This window comes from Elusimicrobiaceae bacterium (genome assembly GCA_017520185.1).
GTDB lineage: Bacteria > Elusimicrobiota > Elusimicrobia > Elusimicrobiales > Elusimicrobiaceae > Avelusimicrobium.
In genome coordinates this window covers 1-21607 of record JAFXGO010000002.1, presented here as the reverse complement: position 1 = coordinate 21607, position 21607 = coordinate 1, and the positions used below count along the sequence as shown (strand labels likewise).

General features: G+C 43.4%; 29 protein-coding genes. 4 read left to right on the top strand and 25 right to left on the bottom strand.

The window, feature by feature from the left end; translation table 11 throughout:
* Position 1: 1 nt before the first annotated feature.
* The 25 genes from IKL48_00155 to IKL48_00035 form a co-directional block, all read right to left on the bottom strand.
* Positions 2-883: a hypothetical protein gene (locus IKL48_00155; protein MBR3603102.1), complete on the bottom strand. Its 882-nt coding sequence runs from the start codon at positions 881-883 to the stop codon at positions 2-4.
* Position 884: 1 nt separating this feature from the next.
* Positions 885-1775 (bottom strand): tail fiber domain-containing protein, encoded by an 891-nt coding sequence (locus tag IKL48_00150; protein MBR3603101.1) that lies wholly within the window; start codon positions 1773-1775, stop codon positions 885-887.
* A 187-nt stretch (positions 1776-1962) separates the two neighbouring features.
* Positions 1963-2712 carry a hypothetical protein gene (locus tag IKL48_00145; GenBank protein ID MBR3603100.1) on the bottom strand — a complete coding sequence of 250 codons (750 nt, stop codon included), beginning with the start codon at positions 2710-2712 and terminating at the stop codon, positions 1963-1965.
* Positions 2713-2723: 11 nt separating this feature from the next.
* Complete coding sequence (locus tag IKL48_00140; GenBank protein MBR3603099.1) at positions 2724-4268, bottom strand: hypothetical protein; 1545 nt, start codon at positions 4266-4268, stop codon at positions 2724-2726.
* The gene (locus IKL48_00135) at positions 4265-4987 is read right to left on the bottom strand and encodes a hypothetical protein (protein MBR3603098.1); all 723 of its coding nucleotides are present in this window, start codon (positions 4985-4987) and stop codon (positions 4265-4267) included. The genes IKL48_00140 and IKL48_00135 overlap by 4 nt, the downstream gene beginning before the upstream one ends.
* 7 nt (positions 4988-4994) lie before the next feature.
* A complete protein-coding gene (locus IKL48_00130; GenBank protein MBR3603097.1) occupies positions 4995-5360 on the bottom strand; it encodes a hypothetical protein in 366 nt (121 codons plus the stop codon).
* Between the two features lie 61 nt (positions 5361-5421).
* Positions 5422-6387: a phage major capsid protein gene (locus IKL48_00125; GenBank protein MBR3603096.1), complete on the bottom strand. Its 966-nt coding sequence runs from the start codon at positions 6385-6387 to the stop codon at positions 5422-5424.
* Between the two features lie 13 nt (positions 6388-6400).
* Positions 6401-7435 carry a hypothetical protein gene (locus tag IKL48_00120; GenBank protein MBR3603095.1) on the bottom strand — a complete coding sequence of 345 codons (1035 nt, stop codon included), beginning with the start codon at positions 7433-7435 and terminating at the stop codon, positions 6401-6403.
* Positions 7436-7438: 3 nt separating this feature from the next.
* Entirely contained in the window at positions 7439-9433 is a 1995-nt protein-coding gene (locus tag IKL48_00115; GenBank protein MBR3603094.1) for a hypothetical protein, read from the bottom strand.
* Between the two features lie 8 nt (positions 9434-9441).
* The gene (locus IKL48_00110) at positions 9442-9744 is read right to left on the bottom strand and encodes a hypothetical protein (protein ID MBR3603093.1); all 303 of its coding nucleotides are present in this window, start codon (positions 9742-9744) and stop codon (positions 9442-9444) included.
* Positions 9744-11114, bottom strand: coding sequence for a hypothetical protein (locus IKL48_00105; GenBank protein ID MBR3603092.1), 1371 nt, complete (start codon positions 11112-11114; stop codon positions 9744-9746). The genes IKL48_00110 and IKL48_00105 overlap by 1 nt, the downstream gene beginning before the upstream one ends.
* A 1-nt stretch (position 11115) precedes the next feature.
* Positions 11116-11760 (bottom strand): hypothetical protein, encoded by a 645-nt coding sequence (locus IKL48_00100; protein ID MBR3603091.1) that lies wholly within the window; start codon positions 11758-11760, stop codon positions 11116-11118.
* A gap of 130 nt (positions 11761-11890) precedes the next feature.
* On the bottom strand, positions 11891-12283 hold the full coding sequence (locus IKL48_00095) for a hypothetical protein (GenBank protein ID MBR3603090.1): 393 nt from the start codon (positions 12281-12283) through the stop codon (positions 11891-11893).
* Positions 12276-12686, bottom strand: a complete 411-nt coding sequence (locus IKL48_00090) for a hypothetical protein (protein ID MBR3603089.1) — start codon at positions 12684-12686, stop codon at positions 12276-12278. Before IKL48_00090 ends, IKL48_00095 begins: the two co-directional genes overlap by 8 nt.
* 55 nt (positions 12687-12741) lie before the next feature.
* A complete protein-coding gene (locus IKL48_00085) occupies positions 12742-13473 on the bottom strand; it encodes a TIGR04255 family protein (GenBank protein MBR3603088.1) in 732 nt (243 codons plus the stop codon).
* Positions 13474-13807: 334 nt separating this feature from the next.
* Entirely contained in the window at positions 13808-14275 is a 468-nt protein-coding gene (locus IKL48_00080; protein MBR3603087.1) for a hypothetical protein, read from the bottom strand.
* Positions 14276-14277: 2 nt separating this feature from the next.
* Positions 14278-15330 carry a hypothetical protein gene (locus IKL48_00075; GenBank protein ID MBR3603086.1) on the bottom strand — a complete coding sequence of 351 codons (1053 nt, stop codon included), beginning with the start codon at positions 15328-15330 and terminating at the stop codon, positions 14278-14280.
* Entirely contained in the window at positions 15320-16525 is a 1206-nt protein-coding gene (locus IKL48_00070; protein ID MBR3603085.1) for a hypothetical protein, read from the bottom strand. Before IKL48_00070 ends, IKL48_00075 begins: the two co-directional genes overlap by 11 nt.
* The gene (locus tag IKL48_00065; protein MBR3603084.1) at positions 16512-16718 is read right to left on the bottom strand and encodes a hypothetical protein; all 207 of its coding nucleotides are present in this window, start codon (positions 16716-16718) and stop codon (positions 16512-16514) included. The genes IKL48_00070 and IKL48_00065 overlap by 14 nt, the downstream gene beginning before the upstream one ends.
* An 88-nt stretch (positions 16719-16806) precedes the next feature.
* Entirely contained in the window at positions 16807-16965 is a 159-nt protein-coding gene (locus IKL48_00060) for a hypothetical protein (GenBank protein ID MBR3603083.1), read from the bottom strand.
* A 100-nt stretch (positions 16966-17065) separates the two neighbouring features.
* Entirely contained in the window at positions 17066-17491 is a 426-nt protein-coding gene (locus IKL48_00055) for a hypothetical protein (GenBank protein MBR3603082.1), read from the bottom strand.
* Entirely contained in the window at positions 17488-17748 is a 261-nt protein-coding gene (locus IKL48_00050) for a hypothetical protein (GenBank protein ID MBR3603081.1), read from the bottom strand. Before IKL48_00050 ends, IKL48_00055 begins: the two co-directional genes overlap by 4 nt.
* Positions 17745-17948, bottom strand: coding sequence for a hypothetical protein (locus IKL48_00045; GenBank protein MBR3603080.1), 204 nt, complete (start codon positions 17946-17948; stop codon positions 17745-17747). The genes IKL48_00050 and IKL48_00045 overlap by 4 nt, the downstream gene beginning before the upstream one ends.
* Positions 17945-18199 carry a hypothetical protein gene (locus IKL48_00040; protein ID MBR3603079.1) on the bottom strand — a complete coding sequence of 85 codons (255 nt, stop codon included), beginning with the start codon at positions 18197-18199 and terminating at the stop codon, positions 17945-17947. Before IKL48_00040 ends, IKL48_00045 begins: the two co-directional genes overlap by 4 nt.
* 315 nt (positions 18200-18514) lie before the next feature.
* Positions 18515-18889: a helix-turn-helix transcriptional regulator gene (locus tag IKL48_00035; protein ID MBR3603078.1), complete on the bottom strand. Its 375-nt coding sequence runs from the start codon at positions 18887-18889 to the stop codon at positions 18515-18517.
* A gap of 181 nt (positions 18890-19070) precedes the next feature.
* On the opposite strand from IKL48_00035, the gene IKL48_00030 reads away from it, so the two are divergent.
* From IKL48_00030 to IKL48_00015, 4 genes are read left to right on the top strand one after another with little or no spacing between them, the layout of a single operon-like run.
* Positions 19071-19580 carry a hypothetical protein gene (locus tag IKL48_00030; GenBank protein ID MBR3603077.1) on the top strand — a complete coding sequence of 170 codons (510 nt, stop codon included), beginning with the start codon at positions 19071-19073 and terminating at the stop codon, positions 19578-19580.
* Between the two features lie 23 nt (positions 19581-19603).
* On the top strand, positions 19604-19807 hold the full coding sequence (locus IKL48_00025; GenBank protein ID MBR3603076.1) for a hypothetical protein: 204 nt from the start codon (positions 19604-19606) through the stop codon (positions 19805-19807).
* Entirely contained in the window at positions 19804-20226 is a 423-nt protein-coding gene (locus IKL48_00020) for a thermonuclease family protein (GenBank protein ID MBR3603075.1), read from the top strand. The genes IKL48_00025 and IKL48_00020 overlap by 4 nt, the downstream gene beginning before the upstream one ends.
* Entirely contained in the window at positions 20223-21401 is a 1179-nt protein-coding gene (locus tag IKL48_00015; GenBank protein MBR3603074.1) for a site-specific integrase, read from the top strand. Before IKL48_00020 ends, IKL48_00015 begins: the two co-directional genes overlap by 4 nt.
* The last annotated feature ends 206 nt before the right edge of the window (positions 21402-21607 follow it).

Below are 21607 nucleotides of genomic sequence, written 5' to 3'. Positions count from 1 at the left end.
GCTAAATCCCGTATTTATTTTCTTCTTTTCTGACGGGGGCGGTATATTGTCCCCCCATTTTGCTCACATCGGTAAATCCCAATGTGTTGGAAATAATCGGCAACGCTCCTCTAAGTTGCGCAGAGGTCGGGTTTTCTCCCAATCCTACGTAGGTCATAAACTCCGGCAAAGAGTTCACTCCGCTTACACCGGCTTCTTTGAGTTTGCCAATAGCCATAGGAGCAATGGCGGCCAGCCCTGCCGACAAAGCACCTAAATCTTGCTCTTGCTCATCGTCTGTAATATGCCGATCCTGCCGCCAACGAGTCCAAGCGCCGATATTGCCCCGATCGGCCACCCCTTGAAGTTCTGCAAGGCCGCGTCTTGCCGTTTCTTCGCTTTGGGCTTTGGCTTGCGCTGCTTTATCAAGGGCTTCTTGCTCTTTGTTCTGCTTTTGCTGATATGTAGATAAAAATTTGGCCATATCGTGTTGGTAGCCGGCATCTCTATCTTCCACAGCCCAAGCGCGTTTTTGGTGTGCAAGGGCATCTTCTCTTTTTTGTTTTTGCGCAGCCAAAGAATCTTCTCTCTGCCAAGCTCTCAAAGTGTCAGCCAAAGCATTATCGCGGGCCGTTTTGGCATCTTCCTGCGCCCAACCGCGATTGCGCAATGCTACTGCATCTTCTCTATCCCATAGAGCTTGTTGTTGGGCCTGTTGGTTTTGCAGTTGCCAGTCTTTCAAAGCCTTTTGATTTTGGGCATCTATTTTATCGGCTTTCCACCCCAAAATAGAACTCGTAATCCCGCTAAAATAGCCGTTTTTGTCTTGTTCGGCTTTTTGTGCCGAACGCGCATAATTGGTTTTTAACTTCGGAAAATTCTGCAAATACTCACTCATTGACATACTATTCTTCCCCCCGTTCATCATCTTCTTCAAATTGTGTGGCAAGGCCGTAGTCCACCATAAGCAGACCTTCTTCGCTTTCTTTTACGGCTTCCGGCAAGACTTCTTGCACTTCCTGCGCCACTAGGCCAATGCGCGTAATATCTTCCCCCGGAAAATTAAACGCATAAATCGTAAGCCCGTTAAAGAGTTGCCCGACAGGGCGCAAATTCTCTTTAATGCGCTCATCTGAGAAAAGAAATCCTCCTGCTAAATTCACGGCAGATCCACCCAAATCCAACAATCCTTTCGCCATGTTTTGCTTAGCTTGTTGGTTGTACTGGTAAGCATTGACTTGACTTTGATAAGCATTGTTGTAAATATCTGTGGTTGGAGTGCCGGCGCCAGGCTGATAGCCGTTCAAAGGATTAAAAGCGCTGAAAATGCTCAGATTATTGCTGATCTCGTTATTGCGCGTTTGTTGCCCCGTCAAATAGGCTTGATTTTGCGCTTGGGCGCGGGCATCGTTTTGGTCGCGCGACAAATCTGCCATAGCTCGTGAATAGGCTTCACTCCCCACCGGAATGCCTTGATTAGCCAACTGGTCTTGCAGTTTACTTGCCTGGCGGTCAAACAAAGGCTCATTTTTATCCGCCCAAGAATTATATGCCGCCTGCTCTGCTTTTTTATCTACGTTGCTACCGCCAAACAAATTATTAAACACACTTTGCATTTGTGGTGTGTAGGTAATTTGTTGGGTGTTGGTCTTCGGGTCCCACTTAATTCCGGCAAACCCGTTATTTACGTTGTAGCGGGCTTGCCCCTGTTGCCAAAGCGCTGTTTCTTTGGCTTTTTCTATGTCGTAGGTGGGCATATTTGCATTGCCACCGAACAGGTTTTTTAAAAATCCCATTTTTTCACTCCTTTTTTATGTATTTTCCTAAAATCTGTATTGACAATTTACTCATTTCCGGCTATACTATTTATAGGAACTAGGTAAACTGCAGAAAAAAGGCTATATATTTATAGCCTGCGCACAGGCCTGCCGGGGCATATAAAGAGCTCTTATATGTGGTTCGATGATGGGGAGGTGCGTCCATCTACCTAGTTCCTTTTTTTATGCTTTGTTTCCGCACACTTGTCACTTTTGTACCCTTTTCTCCATTCGTAATATAAGCCCTGTATGATTTCTTTCCGTCCACATGCATCATTTCCGTCACTTCTGGATAACGATCTTTTCCCTGATAAGCTTTACTTTTTGGATTAAATAAAGCTTCTCTTTGCCATCGTGCTACATCTGCAGGATCTGAATTGTTGCCAATAATTCTTCTTTCCCAAATATGTTCTTGATTTTCAGGCGCGTAATATACCCTGTCGGAAGTTAAAGGCTTATAGTTCTTTTCCTGCCGGACTTGATTAATCTCATTCATTCTCTTTCTGGAAAACCGCCCCGCAAAAATATCTTTATCAAACACCCCCCTGCGCAAAGCACGCTCTAATTGCCGCGCTCCTACATAGCTGTTTGCTTTATTGAACAAGTGCCATAAACTCCCCTGCCTTGCCATATTGGCCTTGCCCACGGCCCCGCCCAAAGCACCAAAAGCCGCTTCTCCGGCCATTTCAGCGCCTAAAGAAGTAAATGGGCTTTCAAAACGCACTCTGCGCAATTCGTCTTTAAACTCTTTTTTCCCACGTTCAAAAGAATTTTGCGCATCCATACCCTTTGGGCCAAATAACAAATCGGCTACTATTTGAGAAGCACCTGCCACATTAGCGGCATTATCGTCCCCAATCACTGCCCAAAATGGCCGTCCATAATCAAAAACGTTGATATTCTTTTTCTCGCCCATTTTTTTATCCTTTATGCCAAATTTTTGCTTCTTTCAAATAACACATCAAATCCAAGAATTTTAATGTCGCAATCAATCAGATTTCCGTTGCACCCGAAACTGAAATACCCGCCTTGGCTCACACGCGGAATGATCCGCTTGCGTACGGCGGCTGCTTCTGCCGCCCAAGGGGTTTTGTCCCACTCGGCCAAATCCCACTTACTCTGCGTGGCAGGCATGTTGGAACGATAGGCCACGTATGGCCGCTTAAAATCCACGCTTACATTTAAGTTAAAGATGATTTCGTTCATGCCTTGATAGTAAAGTTGCACTTCTTTAAGTACCTTTGCGTAAGCCGTACCCAAATTGCCGTATGCGCCCATAAACTCCCACAAAATAGCCCCGCCGTCATCGTTTTGACCCGTCTGCGCCTGATAGACCCCACCGGGCCCGCAAAAGTACAAATTTCCGCCAAGTTCTGCCCAATCAAAGGCATTCATACCGGTAAATCTGCTCCAAGCCCCTGTTTGCAAATTCATGACGTGTTGGACCACGTTCGCCCCCGTTTGAGGCACATTGATAAACAATAGGCCGTCTGCTTGGTAAGGTTGCACTTTCCAGCCATAATTTTTCAAAGAGTTTTTTAAGTCTTGCAAGGTCGGGTTTATGGCATCGCTAAACGCGGTGGCCTGTTCTGATTCGGGGGCTGATAAAAGTTGAGAAAGCTTATAATACCCGTCTTCGCCCAAATACACCACGTCTCCACCTAAAGCGCAAACACACTTTTCGCCCACCGGACGTGGGATTTTATACGTTCCGCGCAATGCCCATGTAGAGATTTCATTTGGGTCAGTCCCTGCATAAACAAACACTTCCCCTTCGGAAGAAATAAAAATAATTTGGCTTTCCTGCGCACCGGATGAAACACTATACGTCCAAGAGATAACCGCCTGCAAACTTCCGCCATATTTGGCTATTTGCGCCAAATCAAAGCGGCGCAAAGGGCCTTGCACATTGCCGGCATTTTCGGTATGCCAAAAGGCCAAACTTTCGCGTTCCAAAAAGAATAAGCGGTTTTTGTAAAGGGTGCCGCTTTTGAGTTTTTTCAAATCAAGTTCCGCCGGCTCCGTTTCCGCTTTGGTAAATTCGGCCGCTTTCAGTTCTCCCGCGCTATACACTTGCACAGGGTCTTGTCCGTTCAAAAAGTATAAATTTCCCTTATAAAAAATGGAGTTCCATTTATCTGCCAAAAAGTCGCTGCCCAAAGGGGTCAATTTGTTTTCGGCGAAATCTACTTCGTAAATGCCGCCGTTCCCGCTCGCAAAGAGTTTCTTCTCGGCACCATAATCGTACGCGGCCAAAGAAAACAATGAAAAATTGCTCTTTGCCACCGATATAAAACCCTTACGCACCGCCAACCGACCGCCGTCCACAATCATATTGTCTAGCACCCGCGCAAAGCGCGGATCCATACTTACAAAGTTATCACGCGTGTTCCACCCCAATATCGGAGCGGAAAAACTTGCAGCCATGTGGCGCAAGTCTCTGCCGGTTGGTCTTAAAGCACGTCTTCTCATTGGCCCACTCCTGTTTCGGGAATGTTCAAATTAAATTTTCCGCACGGAGTACGCACTCCGCGCAGTACCGGAGCAAATCCGTCGCGTGCGCTCAGTTTGTCCAAGCGCTTTTGGTAGTCTTCCAACGCATCTGCGTAGTCATAGCCCATTTCCTGCTTAAATTTGGCAATACCGCCTAAAATCAAAAGTTCATCATCAAGCAGACAAGTGTCTTTGTCGTCAGAAAATGCAGATTTGGCATTTCCATTCTCGTCCAAGACAGCATTTTTGCTTACGTAGCGCAGAACAGCGCGCCACCCATTTTGCGTCAGACTCGGCAAGAAAATAATTTCGCCGCCCATAATCGTGAAATACTTTTGCGCTCCGCCGATTCCTTGCACCAATACTTGCGTATATTGATCCGGTGGAAGGTACAAAGCACCGGAAGAAGATCCCATTTCGTAAATTTGTGGGATAGCGACATGTGCCATATCAGGTGCCAAAACCGACAATTTCAAACCGCCGGTTTTTTCGTTGTAGGCGTCGTTTAAAACGGCCGCCCTAAAAATCACTTGCCTCTGCAACACTTGCCAATTATGAGCCTGCGCGACATCTGACAAGGCACGATTTAAAATACCAAACAGCCTTTGCGCCGTCGTATCACTCAGCGAAGACAAGGTTTGCGGTAATTCAAGGCCTAACACGCGGGCCATATTTTGCATAATTTCCAGGGCGGTCATATATCACCTATTTTTTAGATTCTTTTTCTTCTTTGTCCGCTTTTTTAGGCGCGGCCAATTTCTCATACTCATCCCATGCGGTAGCAAAACGTTCTTTCAGTTCTGCTCCCTTTGCGCCAACTACTTTATGAGACACCACATCTTTGTTCACAGAGTCTTTAATTTTGATTTGGCAAACTACCACTTCGTCAAAGACTTCCTTGCCTGCTTGGCGGCTTTTAAATCCGTTTAAAATTTGAATTTTGGCAAAACGGCCCATGACATTTTTTTCTTTTACCTGTTTATACGTTCCGGTGGTCGCGTCCAACACAGACAAAGTACCGCAGGTTTCTTTGTAAGACGTTCCAAAAAGTTCTTTCGTAATTTCAGACATTTTTTATCTCCTATAATGGCCGCCCATGCGCCCCGAAGGGCGCATAGGCAATAAACGCAAATTAAGCAGTGATGACACCCTGCAAGTTGCGGTTAGAGCAGGTCAAGTTCCCTTGGAACAACATCGGGAACACTTTGGCATCTTGGTTGACCGGCAAGCGTTCTTCATCAAGCGTGAAGTACGCATCTTTGTGGTGGCGCAATTTTAAGTAATTGCAGTTCAAGAAGTACATGTGGCTTGCAGGGCAGTTGGCATCGTAAATGACGGGGATGCCTTCAAACTCCAACGCGGCAAAAGACGCATCGCCGAATTTAACCGATTCGGTAGAAATGCGTTTAATGCTCGTGCAAGCGGCTTTGTAAGCGCGATAGAAATCGCCGGAAGCCAAAATCAAGTTCGGGCGGTCGCTATTGCGGGTCGTGCGCAAAATCATTTCTTCCATAGCCTCTAACATTTGCGCAGGGGTCGGAGCAGCAGAAACGGAAGCATCCGTAGCAAAAGAGTAAGCCTGGTTGCGCCAAAAGGCTTTTTCAGCGGCATCAATGCCACCGACGGAAGAAGTAGCCGGAGAGTCAGACACCAAAGCCTGCAAACCGGTCAATTCTTTACCGCCCTCTCCGGTGCCGTCAGAATAGGCAGAAGCGGACACTTTGTTTTTCATCGTGTGCTCTGCGTTTTTCATTTTGGCAGCCAAGAGATTATATTTCTTGGTTTGAGAGCCTTTGTTGTTGCGGATTTCATATCCGGTCATAATGACGTTGGCGTTGGCTTGCTTCCAGTCGTAAAGAGCGGTAGCAAGTACATCGCTTTCGGTCACGTCCAGCGTTTCAAAGCCGCTGTACCATTTGAAAGTGCCGTTTTCGGCCGCTTCAATGTTTTCTTCTAAGGCAACACCGCCGTCTTCGGCAACGATGCCGCCCAATTCTTTAAGCTTGGCCAAAAGCGGGCTGTGATTGGTCACGTTGTCAGCCAAGGTTTTGCTCCATTTGCGGAGCGTGCTTACGATCAAGTCGTTAAAACTAGCCATTGTTCATTCTCCTTTATTCGCCGTCTAACTCTTTTTCGGTTTCGGCGATTAAATCAAGTATTCCTTTCGGTCTCGGTTTGGCACCGGAAATGCCGGACGTTTTGAGATGCACCTTGCCTGCCTTATGAGCTTTGTCTAACTCCGCTTTTTTGGCCGCCGCGCTTGCTTGCTGTTTCTTCAAGATTTCAGCGCGTGCACCGGGCAGGGAGTAGAGTGCTTCTTGGTAGGCTTTTTCAAGGTCACTATGGCCGTCACGCTGCATGATTAAGCCCATAAACGGCGCCGCTTCAGCAAAGTGCGGGTGCAATTTGTTCCCGTTTGCGTCCACAGCATCAGCAAACTCTTGCGCCTGCTTGCGCACATCTTCATCTTCCTGTGGTGCAGGTTGGGGTAAAGGTTGAGCGCGGTGGCTTAAAAGTTCGCGGATTTGCGCCATTTCGGCTTGCAAAGGCCGCATAGCCTCTGCGGCAGGATCCGGCTGATAAGAGCCGAGTTCTGCCAAATCTAACCCTGCCTCTTGAGCCAAAATAGCCAAAGTGCGGCGCGGGTCGCGTTTAAATTCGGCTTCAAAGTTCTGCATTTCGGCGACGTACTGAGCAAAGTCCGCCATCGAGCGGTATTTGCCGTGCACCACAGGACGTAAGGCAGAGAGTTCCTGCTCAATGCTGCTACGCAAAGCAGAAGCTTCCTGCGTCTTGCGTTTGTAATCGGTCAGCATGTTGCGGTAATGCTTGCCTAAAAGTTCCTGCAGTTCAGCCGGAGCACCAAAGAACTGCTTACGTTCTTCTTCCGGCCAACTGGCAACCAACTTTTCCAACTTTTTGATTTTCTCATCTGCGTGCGGGTCAGCGGTATCGGTTTTTTCCGGGTCTTCCTCTTTTCCGGTCGGAATATCTTTTTCTTCCGGATCCGTTTCGTCGGAGTCTTGCGGGTCTTTGTCCAATTCTGCTTCCGCTTGGGCGATGAGATCTAAGTGGGCATCGCCGGTTGTTTGTTCTTCTATCGTGACGTCGTCCGAAGGTTTCGGAGTGTCTTTTTCTTTTTCCATGTTTTACTCCCAATTTTGAGCTTGGAGCTTGGCGATTTCCGCGTCAAGCTGTGCTCGTTTAAGTTTCAAATTTTCCACATCTTTAGCCGTGTCTTTGGCCAACTTTGCTTTATCCAAGTTCAGCTTTTCGCCTGCTTGGATGATTTTGGCTTGCGCTTCGGCCTGTCTTGCTTGGGCGCTCATCAGCTCGGCTTGGGCCTTTAATTGTTCGGCCTGCGCAATAATTTGATCGGGTGTAGGCTGAGCCGGAGCCGGACGTTTGATGCGTGCTTCCCACGCGGCGAAAGCATTTTCAAAACTTTCTTTCAGCACACGGCTCTGCGGAAACGCATCCACCACATACAGCACATTGTCTTTAATGGCGTCAATAAATTCGGGGTTGCCTTGCATAAAAGGCAGACTTTGGGAAAGTAAAGCGCTAATGTTCTTAAACAAATCCAAACGTTGTGCTTTGTTTTCTTCAGTGTCGTCAAAAATCGTTCCGGAGCTTTCCACTTCAAGCGTGTAATTGCGCAAGCGGTCCTTGCGCAATACCTGCAGAATATCGCTCCACGTCGGCTTATTTAGCGCTTCTAAAGCGGCAGGCGGCAGCATTTGCCCCATTTGTTGCGCGTTTGAAAATTGCGCTTTTTGCTCATCCGTTGGCAAATCTAAAACGCAAATTTGCTGCAAAATCTCGGGTGTAAAATGCTCACATACAAGTTCTGCTGCCAACCGGAAAGCATCGCGGATAAAGCATTGCAGGGCCGTTTGTCTTGCTCTTAAACGTACGGAGCCGAATTGCCCTTTAATGCGTTGCGCCGCGGCAGTTTCGGCGGCGTCGCTTACACCGCGCATGATGTCGGCTATGCCGGTGATGTCATAAATCTCTGCGAGCGCACTTTGTTTGCGCGCTTCCAACACGGATAAGACTTGACTTTTGCCTGCATTCGGAAATTCAGCCACCAAAGAGCCAATCCCGCCATTTTGGGCAAGTTCAGCCACATTGGCATCTATGGGAATACTCGTGTTATCTTCGGCTTCGTCCAATTTCGCCATTTCATCTTTATATTTGGCGGCATAAAAGGCGCGGGAGCGAATGTTCTTTACGTTTTCGTCTATTCGCTTTACCACTTGAGTCAGTTCTTCGGCCGTTCTTTTGTAAAGCCTGTATTCCGGCACGGGGGTCATATCTTCTCCGTGCACAAACTGCAAGGGGCGAGCCACTGGAAAAAATCCTTCCAACCCATAAGGGTCTTCTTCCTGCGCAAGCATTTTCGGGTAGCCTTCCACCACAAACGAAACGGATTTCTCATTTTTGTCCCACACTTCCCACACGGCCGCCACTTCTTTGATTTCCTTTCCTTCTGCGCTTTTTCCGCCGGGGGTTTCCTTTAAAGAAAGCGGCACTTCTTCCGCTTCCGGACCGAAACGTTTCACCAGTTCTTCGCGGCTCATCAAGTGCTTAAAAGCCACCCACCAAACTTTTGACCAATCAGATACCGGCGAGCAAAGAAAATCTTTATAAGCAACGCTTTGCAATGTCACTTTTTGCGCGACGATTTCTTCCTGTTCTTCTTCCACCACGCCCAAGGTTTCGCCACTCGGCCCGAAGAAAGGCCCTGTCACTTTTTTGGCTTCAATGGTCGGCTCGTAGCACACGCGCAACACACCGCGCCCCGTCAACAGCGTTTCCAAAGCGGCATCGGAAATGGCGTTTCTTAAATCAAAATTGTCATTGTTATAAATGACGGCTCTTTCGGCCACTTCCCCGCAAGTGCGCGCCAAATTGCGCTCGGCAGGGTTTTCCGCGTTTTGTTTGGCAAATCTTACGCGGATAACAGGTTTGGGGTTATTAGTGACTAAGGCGGAAAGGAGTAAATCGGTGTTGGCATAAAGCACGTTGTAGCGCCTTTCGGTCTTATAAAGGCTTTTACATTCGCATGCTTCATCTAACCAATTTTCAAGCCGTTTTTTCTCGTCAGAGATTAAGTTTTGATAAAATTTGACCCCTTTCATTTTGCCCCCTAAACAATTAACCCTGCTTTGATCGGATAAACACCGGACAGCGGCACTTCAAAATACTTTTGATTTTTAAAAATGACCCGCAATTTCGGGTAATAAAAAAATGTAGTGCTGATGCCGATTTTAAAATCCGCGATAACTCCTTCCTTGATAAGTCCGCGCAAAAAAGGCTCACAATATCGGCGCAAATAAGCGCGCAGATTTTCCACGTTCTCGCCGCCGCCATACTGCGGGGCCTTTGCCCCAATGGAACGCAGGTCAGCCCGAATCAATTTAGCCAAATCACTCTCTTGCAGTTTTTGCATTAATACACACTCCGCTTTTGTTTTCTTTTTCGCATCAAATCATTAAATGTCAGTCCGGTTTTCTTTTCTTCTTTTACCGGAGTATAGTTGTATTGCGGTTTGGCTCCCATCGCCAAGTACCGAAAACTATCACAAGCATGGCTGGCCCAATCATGTTGAGGCTCTTTGCTATAGGTTTTCTTCAGGTTATCCCACTTGCGTTTATAATGACCCAAACACTCCAACAGGCGTTTTGTCTTTTCTAGGTCAAATACACACCTTGGGAAAATCCCTCTGGCCGCATTAATGCCGTCCACAATGCGTTCATTGGGCAGTACCGCTACCTCATATCCGGCTTGCTCCAACATTTCTCTGCGGGTTGCTCCCGTAGTCCATTCTCTGTTTTCGCCGTCATGGGGAATTGTCAGCACTGCATATTCCCAACCGCGCTCATAGGCTTTTTGCTCCAACATGCGCAGATAATGCGGCATACCTACGTTTCGGTTTTCATAAAAATCCACAATCCAAATCTTGCCATCGTAGAATTGGGCAAATATAATAGCCGTGCTGTCATCTACCCCTAAATCCCAAAACGTGTAAACAGGGGCATTTTTGTTGATTTGCAAAGGTTTTATGCGTCCTTCTTCTTTCACTTGCATCATTTCCAGGCCGTAAATGCTGCCCGGAAGTGCCGCACCGGTGTCATTGTAGTACTCTTGCCTAAAAAGCACTTTCCCCTGTTCTTTGCCGTATAAGCCGATTAATTCTTTTTCAATGCGCTGTAGTTGCTCTTTGGTAAACACACCGCTTTCTTCGGCCAACACATTGGAAAAGAACCACTCCGGATCATTTTGTGCATATCGTGCCAACTGGGTGGCATGGTTTTCTCCGCGCACCGTGTAATTAAACAAAGCCCAACCGCCGTTTTCTTCCAACATCGGGGAAATATATCCCCACGCTTCGGGCTTGCACAAACTAAACTCACTAAATACTACCCCCACTACCCCGCTTCCCACCAAAGAATCATACCTGTCCGAGCCGACCACCTGCCAGACAGAGCCATTTTTTAGGGTTATTTTCATTTCCACTTCATTGGTGTTTTGTCTTAATTCTTTGGGAAACACCCAATCAATGCGTCGCTTTCCGGTGTGCCCGTCCACCGCGTCCCAAATGGCCTTTCGGGCTTGGGCATACTCGGGGAGCATGTGCCAATATGTACCCACTTTGCTCAGCATGGCCATAGCCGTATGGTGCATGCTTACATCATCTTTGCCTAAGCGGCGGCTCCATTGCAGTACAGCCCTTTTTCCCCCGTTGGCAAAATAGCGCAATACAGGCAATTGGTAGGGGCGCGGATTCCAGTTGTTTGGAATGCGAACAAGGCCCGTCATACTAGCCCCCCGTTATTTCCTGCGCCCCGAAATCTGTCACATCGGCCGTGATGCACTCCCCCGTAAATCCAATTTTTTTAGGCGCTTTATTCTCTTCTTCTACGGCGGAAAAATCTACCCGCTGAACGACTAAAGGGTTATCTTTACTACCCGGTAAGCCTTTTTCGGCTTTAAATACGCCGTGTATATTGCCTATCATCTTTAAGGCTTCTAATTGTTCCTTGCCCCTTTCTCTGGCAATTTCAGTAATACGGGCAAACAATTCCGTCGTACTCATCAGACACTCTTGGCTGATTTTCTCTTTCCAAAACAAAATTCTTGCCTGTATCTTGTCCTTTTTTTCCACGCGGCAGGCCTTGCCGTACATGGTTTCACGGCTTGCGTGGCTTTGCGGGTGTGCCATGCGCCAACTTTCTACTTGGCTGTATCCAAGTGCGCGAAAACGCGCATAACTTTCGTCTTGCAGGGTAAATCCGAGGGTGTTTTTATGATGTTTATTGGGCGTTTCTTTGCAGGCAGCAAATTCTTCAAACAATACCATTTGTTGGCAGGGCTTGGCATAAAGATGTTGCAATGCATCTAAAGCATCTTTTTTATTCTGCTCAATCACCGCCTGTATATTTTCTGCCGCATCTATTTTAGCCATAAAAAAACCGCTCTCCCTTTCGGGGAAGCGGTTGTAAATAAAAAACCCACCAAACACTTTAGCAGAAGTGTTTGCGTGAGAGCTTCAATTATTATTACAAATCAAAACCAAAAAATCAAGACCCAAAAAATTATTCTGCAAAAACTAGATGAGACATAGCCGCTAATTGGGTTGCCATGCGGCATTTATCAAACAAATCTAATATGGGTCTAATCTCGTAATGCTGAGGGATTTTTTTTGAAGGAATGTTATAAACATCTAAGGATATTTCACAGGATTTTATTTGACTCCTTGTTAAGCTAGCATATCCTAATGCTGGATTATGGGGTGGAGGGATATGCTCATCCGCAATTTTCCACAAATCGGAAGGATAATTATTCAACAAAAGAACGGATACTCCTTTTTCTTCACCTGACTTTAGAGTCCTTAACATAAAAGCTTGTGGCAAGACTTTTTGGTTTTTATAATCAATATAGTCCTGTCTTTTGATAAAACGAGCAAAATTCTCTTCATTTTCAATCATAAATATCATGGCGCAACATTGGAAGGATACGAAGAATATCCCAATACTGACAAGAAGAAATGAACGTATAGTTTGGGTTTGCGTTTTCTACTCTTGTATAAATAATATTTGTTTCTTTCAGTCTGATATAGATAGAATAAATATTGGTGGTCCAATTCAGTCCGATGGAGCCGTCAGGAGCAGGGGCCATATTTTCAATGTGTACATGATTCTCAAAAAGAATATCCAAAACATATTTGGCCAAATAATAGGTTTTCAAAGAAATAGCTTCTGCTTCTTCCTCATCCCAATTATTCAATCTACACTCTTTATAAAGATCATTTAACTTTAATTTCCAAATGTCTTTTTGAAAAAAGTTATCAGATACATTTTCTTTGAGTGAAAAAACAAGCCCTGCATGCATAGAGTTCTGCCAACGTAACTCTGTTGTAGTGCAACCTCGGGTAAGTGATAGTAAATTATTGGGCATTTTCATCCATTTTTATATATTTTTCTGTTAAGTTATTGAAAAATATTTCGCACGCTGTTTGATTTAATTCCAAAAATGTTTCGTCAAAATTGTCTGCCGAAAGACCAGTCTGGTTTTTTTGAGTAGAAATGATTAAACGTACATCAACATTGGAACCATTGGCCAACAATTCTGAAACAACAGAGGCTTTTACACCATTTGTTTTTTCAGTTTTGTAAATTCCTGTGAATTGATTAAGAGAAAAATCTTGTGGAGGAAGTTGAATGCAGGGCAATATGCGATATAAAGAGTTCGTTTCTTGAATCGGAAAAGTGAATCTGTTTTCATATTCTAAAATAGCATCCTCACCCAAAATCATGTCAGAAGCGTTTTGTGACACACGTTTAAAACAAGATAAAAAGTTCTGAAAAGTAGTTTCAAAATTTTGATAAGGAATTTTAGAGCGCAAACGCAAACTCTCTTGCTCCAAAATTAATAATTGTTTCCGATCTTTAGCAATAACATGTATTCCATTTACGGAATGTGAGAAATTCGGCTCAGTTCTTTTTTTATCGTCAAATGATACTGAAGTTTTTCCGGCATGCACACAAAAAGGAAAATCTTTGTTTAATGACTCTTGCAAAAGATCCAAATTTTCTCTTTTTGAAAAAAGTCTTTTCAAAGAAACCCCAATAGAAGTTTCTTTTATCGGACTATGTTTTAAACTTTGAAAGGTGCTCATATTTTCCTACTCTCACACATTTTTCTTATCTATAGTATATCAGTTTTTAGGACTTAAACAACAGGTTTTTTTAATTAGAGGGGTGGGGCTTGCAGATTATAAAGTTAGCATAGTAAATTTTGTTAATTTTGTCAATATTTTTCTTATTTTAAATAAAAAAATCTTTTTTCCAAACATTGCTATTTTATTGCTATTTTTTCTCTCATTTTCCCCCTCATTAAACTTGCGACTCCTAAAACAATATTTTAGAGCAACAAATCTTTTTGCGGCTCTTAGCCGAGCAACAAAAAACCCCCAAGAAAATTTCTCAGGGGTTTCGGAGGAGGTTTTTGGGTTATTTGGCAGCTTGCACCTCTGCCAAAGTAAAATATTGTTCGCATCGGCTTTCATAATCTACTAAGGACAAAAGTTTTCTCACAAACTCTTTTTTCAGTTCCGGCCGATACTGCCGCACCTGCTCGCCACCCGCGCCCAAAACGGGCACTCCCGCTCGGTCAAACACCGCTTCTTCCACACAAGAGCGCGGCACATTAAAATCAAGCACATTGTCCGTTGCTCCGTACGGCCCGTACGCATATACCATGGTTTCTTTGAGCCCCGTATTATCGCGTTTTTGTTTGGTATGCCCGCATTTACTGCATACCAAGCGCACGCAAATTTCAGAGCGTTTTCCTTTTTCATCTACAATGCCGATTCTGCGCGGCACATACACCCCTTCACAATTTCTTTTTTGGCACGCATTTGGATTTACCACCGGTGCGGGTTGCGTTTCTTGTCCTTTCAATTTTTTGATAATGCTCATAATCAGTCCCCCATTTTTTCAGCCAAAGTTAGTGCCATATTGGCTACGGCTTTAATGCTGGGCGTTAAACGGCTGCGCTCCAGACTTTCGGTGGCTTGCAGGATAATTTCCTGCCCGCGTTTTAAATCCTTTGCCACACAGGCAATAAACGCAAAAGAGCCGCGTTCTTGCACCCAGCGCGTATTGCGTGCGGTTTCATTGCCAAAGAGTTCCGGCAAGATTTGTTCGTAATACCATTTGAAAAGTTGCTCTTCTAATTTGGCAGGATTTTCCCAATTCGTCTTGCCGGCGGCTTTGGCGCGTTTGTTCCATTCATAGGCGCAGGACTTCCAATTTTTGATTTTGTGTTGCTTGCCGCCTTTATCCACCCAAATCCAATTACGCGCTTCGTTTTTGTGAAAGAAGTCTTCAGCATCGGCTACAAAATTCTTTTCGGCAAAAAAGGCTTTTACTTCTGCCAAGGTGGGTAAAAAATTATTTTTTTTGTTGGGAGTTTGAGTATTTATATTATTATTAATATTATTAATTACAACATGGGGGGTTGTATGAAGGGGGGTGTCTGTGTCAAAATTTGATACAGTTTGCGCTGTGTCAAAATTTGATACAGTTTTTTGAAATTTTTTTGCCTCTGTGTCAAAGTTTGATACAGGTTTTACGATAAATTGCGGAAATAACTCCCCCCAACTCCCTCGTTGTGTGTCAAAATTTGATACAGTTTGATTTTTTTGCGTTGTATCAAAATTTGATACAGTTCCGTTTTTTTCCATTTCTTCAAACACGCGCAAAAATACTTGGGTTTGCACGCGATCTTGGCTTTCTACGGTTATCAGTCCTGCCCGTTCAAACGGTAAAAACACCTTGTTTTTCAGCGTATTTACGCTCATATTACATGCCCCTGCCAACTCACGCAATGTGCCTTTTACGGCCCAGTTTTGCGCAAAATCTGCTCTGGCCGCCAGCACACACAGCGCGCCCAATTCTGCCGCGCCGAATTTTCGCGCCACCAAAGCAATAATTTCTCGGTACATGGGAACAAAACTTTTTTTATTTTCCATCTTCTTCCCCCTCGTTCTTTCTTATGGGGACAACTCCGTATCTCATGCGGCCGGCTCTGAGCCACACCGGCCATATCGGCCCCTTATAACTCAGTTTCACTTCGGTACTGGTAATATGAGAAAGTACCGGCAAAATATCATCTATTAAGAGTGAAAATTCAATTTCTTGCTCTTGTTGGGCTTGGGCAGGGGCGCTTTCCACACTGCTTTTCAGGTTCCATTCCTGCCCGCCGCAATGGGCCAGCAGCGCACCTTCCGCATAGACAAAATCTACTTTGCAGCTAAACACTTTTGCTTTTTTCAGCAGGGCTTTGAATTGTGCCGTATTCATGACAAAAGAAACAGCATCATCAGGTGCTTGCAATAAATCCGGATTAATCATTTCTTGCTCGGCCAGTTTACTGCTTATTTCCCACCTCCCATAATTAAAGAGGATTTCTTTTCCGCCAATCTTTATTTCGCCGTCGGCCGGTTTTAACAGTTTTTGCGCATGTACAATTTTGCGCGCCGCATTGGCAGGAATTTGCAAAATACCCACTCCACCCCAACGGTAAATTTCCTGATGGCCGATACCTGCCATACGGGCATTTTTCGTGCTGACAAACAAAAATTCTTTGCCCAAAGAATAGGCATTATTAATGGTCACGCTGTCCATTAAATTGGGCGCATTTTCTTTGTTTGCAATAGCCACCAGTTGCCCCAAGATATCGCTTAAGCCATTTAATTCATAACCGTTTAAATGACATTTGTGTGCTTGCGAAAAGTCAAAAACCGGCATTTTATTCTTTACTTCTTCGCAGAGCGGAAAACCTCGCAGATAAATACTGTCTTGCCCCTGAAAAAGCCACAAAGAGCCATTGTCAATCAAAAGTTCCACTTCCCGTCCGTCCAGTCCGCGCACGGCATCGGCAAAGGCATTGTAGGATACATATATTTCCCCTTCCAAAGAGTCGTTAAAGTAGAAGTGCGTTTCATACAGTGCGCACCAAGCGCGCATCTGCCCATGTCCGATCCAACGCATACTGTTTTGCACGCGCCGAGCCGCTTGCTCAGCATTGGCAGTGTCCTGCATTGCCTCTTCTACAATATGCGTATTGTGTTGGTAGGTCGGCGCAAAATGAAGGTAGCCGTTTTCTTCTTTGGCCACGCAAGAAAGTTTCAAAGCCGTTTGCAGTTCTTTTTTAGTGGTCCACATCGTTTTTCTCCGCCATTTCAAAACTCATTTCCATATCTATTTTGAAAGGGTCTTCTTTTACAAGGACTAAATTTCCCCCAAGCAAATGGATACGAGAAACTTTTTCTTGCGGGAATTTATAAAACATTTGTATATGTTCTATATTGATATACACCTTTTGTCCGTCTTCTAAAGTAAGTTTGATACATCTCATTTTTCCCACTCCAAAAAAGGGGCGGAATTTATTTTTCTCAGGAGACTCCCGCCCCTCTAGCGGCATTGCTGCCGCTCCCCAAATTTTGTTACGGTTGCCAATAGCGGTCTATTTCTTCCTGCGTCCAAGCGTTTTCTTGCACAACCTCAGGCGAATAATACCCGTCCATACTCATCCACATAAACGCATAAAAATAAAGTCCCATTATTAACAAGAAAAGTCCTTCTTTTATCATTTGTTTGTTCATATTAGGTCCATGGGTATATCACAAAATTCACAATCTTTCTCCGGTATCGGATACGGCAAAGAGCATTTTTCCCCCTGCCACAAAGCGCATTGGCAACACTTCAAAAGTTCCACGCGCACACTCCCCACCGCTCATACATAGCGCGCACTTGCGGTTTATCGTCAAAAGCCACTATTTCGCTTGGCTCGGCTCCGGTTTGGGTGGCAAGTTCAAAAAGCATTTTCTTCTTCAGCACTTCGTCTTTATCGTCATTACCAAAGGGGCGCATATATAAATCTTCATGTGGCACTTTATGATCGTAAAGCCAATTTTGAGTAAGTACACGAATGCCGGCACTGCGCGCGGTAAAGAGATAAATTTTTCCCCGCGTGGCCAAATTTTTAAGCACGCGCAGCGTTTGCCGTTTCGGTGCTAAACTTGGCACCAGCGCGTTAAACTCGGCGCGTTGGGCGGGGTCTGTGCAGTCTAAATGTTTGGTTTGGCTGTCATCAGCCAGCACACCGTCAATGTCAAAGATGTATATCATCGTTCTTGCACCTTCGGCAGTTTGATACCATAGAGCCACTGATAATCCTCTTGGCTATATTCGCGGTATTTGGCGCCGTACTCGCTTATTTCTTTAATGGCGGCGGAGATATTATCTTCATGCGTGGTAGTACCGATATACTGCTTTACCACTTCTCCGTCCCACACACTAATGATTCCAATTAAAGGTCTGCTTGGCAGTTGGGTGTACCATTCCGTTTTGACTACGATAGATTTGGATTGTTTGTATAGGTTCATATAGTCATGCCCCATTTTTTTAGACGCAATTTTAATTCTTGACGATTTTTTTCTTCTTGGCTTTGTTTCCACAGTCTTTGCCTTTTGATTTTGCTGGCGCAATATATTTTTTTACGCAGCCCCCGTATGTATTCTTTGGGGGTTTCTAAAAAATCAGGGGTACACATTTGCATTTCTTTAGGTAAATTTTCTTGTATCATGCAGACTCTCTCCGATTGTAGTAGGCTTCCACATCTTCCAGTAAATAGACTTTATAACCCTTTACATAGCGGTCTAGCGGCCGCAATCCTCTTTGTTTGAAGGTAGTGCTTAAGGATACAAGAGAAGTTTCAAACAGTTTTGCTACCGCAGTTCTTTTAATAAATACATTTCCAACGCGGTCTTTTACTAATTCTGTTGGAGAAAAGTTTTTTTCGGTAATTCTTTTTTGTATCGGTTTTATTTTATCCATAAATTCACACTCATATAGTTAAAATGTGTTAAAATAAAAACGAGTATATGTATCTTTACCCTGCCAGGTATGCCGTATATTTACGGCTCAATACAATACTCGTTTTTTGGCTCTCACGTTTGAAGGGTGTTTTATGTGTGTCTGCACGCCTTCCCCAAATTGTCTAATGAGAGCCGCGCCCTGTTTTCCGGCGCATCGTTCCCGATTTGGCAGTCTCGGGCCGATACAAACTAAATTTGCTTTACCCTTAACATAAACTCGGTACTTCCGATAATTATATTTATGTTAATTAGCTCCCTAAGCCAAGACCGCCCTTTATTTCTTCTTGTTTTTTTCTAATTTGAGTTGTAAATTTTCAAGTTTATAACGTTGTATCTCCAATTCTTTTTTAATAAGCAAGATTTCTTTTTCATAATCCATTTTGTCGGTGGAAACATTTTTGCTTTGAACGATGTTTTTATTTCCTTTTACTTCGGTGAAATTATCAAAAAAATAATTTATAGGTTTACCGGTAGTTTTGGCTATTTTTTTTAAAGTACTTAACTTGGGATTATTTTCTCCTGTCATCCATTTACTTACAGAACCGGGTTGGATTCCTAATTTTTTTGCTAGAGAAACAGAATTTAAATGGCTTTCCAATAGTGCTATTTTTAATTTTTTTATAAATTCTTCATTTTTATTTCTCGTCATAAAAATCCTCAGTTTCAGAAAATACTTGACAAAATAATCTTATTAAGACTAAAATAATCTTTGTAAGACAAACTTATTAACATAAATATAATTATCATTAGTTATGCTCCCGACGACAAAACGGAGCATTTTTTTTGTAAAATAAAGTTAGCTTTAAATATTAAATTCAAGGAGATATAAAATGAAAAAAATATTTTTACTTTTGTTGGTGTCTTTAGCAGTTTCAGCTTGCACTTATAATGTTTTTAATCCACCAAAAGTTAAAGAATTAGATCCTGTTGAGATGTTTGGTACTCGCGGAAAGTTTTTACAAGGTCGCCTGTATTTAGCTACTTGCGAATCTAATGCTTTCGGAAGTGCGGAAACGGCCCGTAAAACGAATTTAAAAAAAGCCGCTAAAACAGCCCAAAAGAAAGGATTTTCCTATTTCACTGTTTTAGACAGAGACTCTTTTTCTAAAATGAAAACAGTTTCTTACACCACGCATGAGAATATTACTTCCACAACTAATTTTAATGCTTATGGAAGCGATGGTTATTCTGTGCGCGGAAACATGAATACAAACTACAGCGTACCTGTTAAAAATACATTCAATACAGAGTTTCACACTTCTAAAATAGTCTTTCTTCTTCTTAATGAAGATGAGTTGGACTATTGGAACAATATTTATTCTGTAGAAAAATATTTATAACTATTAAGGAGAGGAGTAAAATTATGAAAATTTTTATTGGTTTAACAGGAATTGCCCTTCTTGTCTATCTTATTCTTTTAATGAGCGGTTTTGACGATTCTTTTCTTATGCTACTCGGAATTATCTTTGCTTGGGTTATTTTCGTTGCTTTTAAACTATTATGTATAGCGGTATATCAATTGCGCAAAGCATGGTTGCAGGCCTCTATAGATATAGAAGAGAAATGAAAAAAATTTTGTTTGTATTGCCATTTTTCTGCTCAGGATTTCTTTTAGCACAGGCAGACACTTCCCCCAAACTTCAAAACTTTAACAAAGTATCCCTCGCCTCTGTTTATGACGGAGATACTTTTAAAGTTTATTTGTCGTGCAAATATGCTGTATTTTGCAAAGCCATTCCCGTACGGGTGCGTGGGGTGGACTGTCCCGAAATACGCGGCGGCACAAAAGAAAGCAAAGAAGCCGCAAAATTAGCCAAAAAATTTACAAAAGAATTTCTAAAAAGTGGCAAAATCCTCTTGCGAAATTGTAGCCGTGACAAATATTTTCGCCTGCTTTGTGATGTTAAAGTAAACGGACAGGACCTTGCTACCCAACTTATAGAACATTCTCACGCTGTGCCATATTCTGGAGGTACAAAATCATGAGCAAAATATCTTCTTACAAAAAACCGGGACGTCGCGGTCATCGCTACCGCAAACAAATCAACGGCCGCCGATATGAAAAAGTATTTTACGGAAATAAATTACAAAGGGATGAACAATATAAGAAATGGTTGGAAAAATTAGAAAGAGATAACAAAGATCGCTCTTATGACGGATCTAAAACATGGAATTATTTTAAAGAGCAATTTCTTACTTACATGCGCACGGAAACTAACAAAACAACCGGCCGTCTATTGTACCGACCCCGAACGATTGCCGAATATACCTATGCGTTGGAACATTTTGAAAAACTTATAAAACCTCATTATATTAATGACCTCACCTATAAGGATGTGGCCGATTTTCGCCGTCAAAGCAAAGAAAATGCCGATGAAGCACACACAGACTATTACGGCGCTAATAAAGACAACGGTTGTTTAATTAGGGCACTTGAATGGGGAATGAGAGAAGGACTTGTACCGGTTATCAATTTAGATACCCTCAAAAAGCAATTTACCACCAGCAAGGTGGTTGTTTCTGTTTTGCAACCTTGGCAGTTAGATATGATTTTCAAATACAGTACTCCCAATATGCGGGTAGCGGCCAAAATGGGCTATTACGCAGGTTTACGGCCGGAAGAAGCATATAGTCTCTTGCTAGAAAAAATAGACTTTAGTACAGGTATTGTGTGGCTTTCTCCCAATGAAGATGATAGCAATAGAGGCACTTCTTTTTGGATCGTAAAAAGGGACAAAAACCGTCCTGTATTCTTTCCTCAAGACTTATTAGAAGACATTAAGTCTCTAAAATCCCCCGGGCCTTATGTACTAATGACTGACGAAAAAAATCCTAGACCGTATAATGTTGATAATTTTTCTAAAGCATGGAAAAGCAACTTAAAGCATGTCAACGATATGATTATTCGTTACGAAGCAGACACACCTAAAATCTCTTGTACTTACAAAATTTTCCGCAAAACGCATACCACCATGATGTTAAAGGTAGGAGCAAAGGAAGAAGATGCTTCCTTGTATGTAGGGCATGCCGACACACAAGTAACGGAGGAGCACTATTTGGAGGCAGAAACGCTTAAAAGCAAACTTTCTGCGCAACAAATAGCCCATTTGGAGAAAGTAAAGAAGTATCTTAAAAAACTGCCGAAAATAGTGGAAAAATAGTGTCCCCCATTTTTTTGACACGGCCCCCCACTTTTTTAAAAATCAAAATCCCCCACTTAGTCCCCCACAGGTGGGGTTGTTTTTTCTTAATCGGATTTTATTTAGATTTTTAAAATTTAGCAGATTTCACGACGAAGAACAACAATAAAAAAAGCCCCTCTCTTCATAAAAAGGGCTTCAGAAGTAAAACGGAGAGGGAGGGATTT

What these genes read in the sequence shown, in the direction of transcription:
- IKL48_00105 (MBR3603092.1), bottom strand. Translation starts at nt 11,114, where the DNA reads ATGACGGGCCTTGTTCGCATTCCAAACAACTGGAATCCGCGCCCCTAC.
- IKL48_00150 (MBR3603101.1), bottom strand. Translation starts at nt 1,775, where the DNA reads ATGGGATTTTTAAAAAACCTGTTCGGTGGCAATGCAAATATGCCCACC.
- IKL48_00120 (MBR3603095.1), bottom strand. Translation starts at nt 7,435, where the DNA reads ATGGAAAAAGAAAAAGACACTCCGAAACCTTCGGACGACGTCACGATA.
- IKL48_00100 (MBR3603091.1), bottom strand. Translation starts at nt 11,760, where the DNA reads ATGGCTAAAATAGATGCGGCAGAAAATATACAGGCGGTGATTGAGCAG.
- IKL48_00045 (MBR3603080.1), bottom strand. Translation starts at nt 17,948, where the DNA reads ATGATACAAGAAAATTTACCTAAAGAAATGCAAATGTGTACCCCTGAT.
- IKL48_00075 (MBR3603086.1), bottom strand. Translation starts at nt 15,330, where the DNA reads ATGGAAAATAAAAAAAGTTTTGTTCCCATGTACCGAGAAATTATTGCT.
- IKL48_00110 (MBR3603093.1), bottom strand. Translation starts at nt 9,744, where the DNA reads ATGCAAAAACTGCAAGAGAGTGATTTGGCTAAATTGATTCGGGCTGAC.
- IKL48_00040 (MBR3603079.1), bottom strand. Translation starts at nt 18,199, where the DNA reads ATGGATAAAATAAAACCGATACAAAAAAGAATTACCGAAAAAAACTTT.
- IKL48_00035 (MBR3603078.1), bottom strand. Translation starts at nt 18,889, where the DNA reads ATGACGAGAAATAAAAATGAAGAATTTATAAAAAAATTAAAAATAGCA.
- IKL48_00015 (MBR3603074.1), top strand. Translation starts at nt 20,223, where the DNA reads ATGAGCAAAATATCTTCTTACAAAAAACCGGGACGTCGCGGTCATCGC.
- IKL48_00020 (MBR3603075.1), top strand. Translation starts at nt 19,804, where the DNA reads ATGAAAAAAATTTTGTTTGTATTGCCATTTTTCTGCTCAGGATTTCTT.
- IKL48_00025 (MBR3603076.1), top strand. Translation starts at nt 19,604, where the DNA reads ATGAAAATTTTTATTGGTTTAACAGGAATTGCCCTTCTTGTCTATCTT.
- IKL48_00060 (MBR3603083.1), bottom strand. Translation starts at nt 16,965, where the DNA reads ATGAACAAACAAATGATAAAAGAAGGACTTTTCTTGTTAATAATGGGA.
- IKL48_00055 (MBR3603082.1), bottom strand. Translation starts at nt 17,491, where the DNA reads ATGATATACATCTTTGACATTGACGGTGTGCTGGCTGATGACAGCCAA.
- IKL48_00125 (MBR3603096.1), bottom strand. Translation starts at nt 6,387, where the DNA reads ATGGCTAGTTTTAACGACTTGATCGTAAGCACGCTCCGCAAATGGAGC.
- IKL48_00130 (MBR3603097.1), bottom strand. Translation starts at nt 5,360, where the DNA reads ATGTCTGAAATTACGAAAGAACTTTTTGGAACGTCTTACAAAGAAACC.
- IKL48_00065 (MBR3603084.1), bottom strand. Translation starts at nt 16,718, where the DNA reads ATGAGATGTATCAAACTTACTTTAGAAGACGGACAAAAGGTGTATATC.
- IKL48_00090 (MBR3603089.1), bottom strand. Translation starts at nt 12,686, where the DNA reads ATGCATGCAGGGCTTGTTTTTTCACTCAAAGAAAATGTATCTGATAAC.
- IKL48_00030 (MBR3603077.1), top strand. Translation starts at nt 19,071, where the DNA reads ATGAAAAAAATATTTTTACTTTTGTTGGTGTCTTTAGCAGTTTCAGCT.
- IKL48_00070 (MBR3603085.1), bottom strand. Translation starts at nt 16,525, where the DNA reads ATGTGGACCACTAAAAAAGAACTGCAAACGGCTTTGAAACTTTCTTGC.
- IKL48_00140 (MBR3603099.1), bottom strand. Translation starts at nt 4,268, where the DNA reads ATGAGAAGACGTGCTTTAAGACCAACCGGCAGAGACTTGCGCCACATG.
- IKL48_00155 (MBR3603102.1), bottom strand. Translation starts at nt 883, where the DNA reads ATGTCAATGAGTGAGTATTTGCAGAATTTTCCGAAGTTAAAAACCAAT.
- IKL48_00095 (MBR3603090.1), bottom strand. Translation starts at nt 12,283, where the DNA reads ATGATTGAAAATGAAGAGAATTTTGCTCGTTTTATCAAAAGACAGGAC.
- IKL48_00080 (MBR3603087.1), bottom strand. Translation starts at nt 14,275, where the DNA reads ATGAGCATTATCAAAAAATTGAAAGGACAAGAAACGCAACCCGCACCG.
- IKL48_00085 (MBR3603088.1), bottom strand. Translation starts at nt 13,473, where the DNA reads ATGAGCACCTTTCAAAGTTTAAAACATAGTCCGATAAAAGAAACTTCT.
- IKL48_00050 (MBR3603081.1), bottom strand. Translation starts at nt 17,748, where the DNA reads ATGAACCTATACAAACAATCCAAATCTATCGTAGTCAAAACGGAATGG.
- IKL48_00135 (MBR3603098.1), bottom strand. Translation starts at nt 4,987, where the DNA reads ATGACCGCCCTGGAAATTATGCAAAATATGGCCCGCGTGTTAGGCCTT.
- IKL48_00115 (MBR3603094.1), bottom strand. Translation starts at nt 9,433, where the DNA reads ATGAAAGGGGTCAAATTTTATCAAAACTTAATCTCTGACGAGAAAAAA.
- IKL48_00145 (MBR3603100.1), bottom strand. Translation starts at nt 2,712, where the DNA reads ATGGGCGAGAAAAAGAATATCAACGTTTTTGATTATGGACGGCCATTT.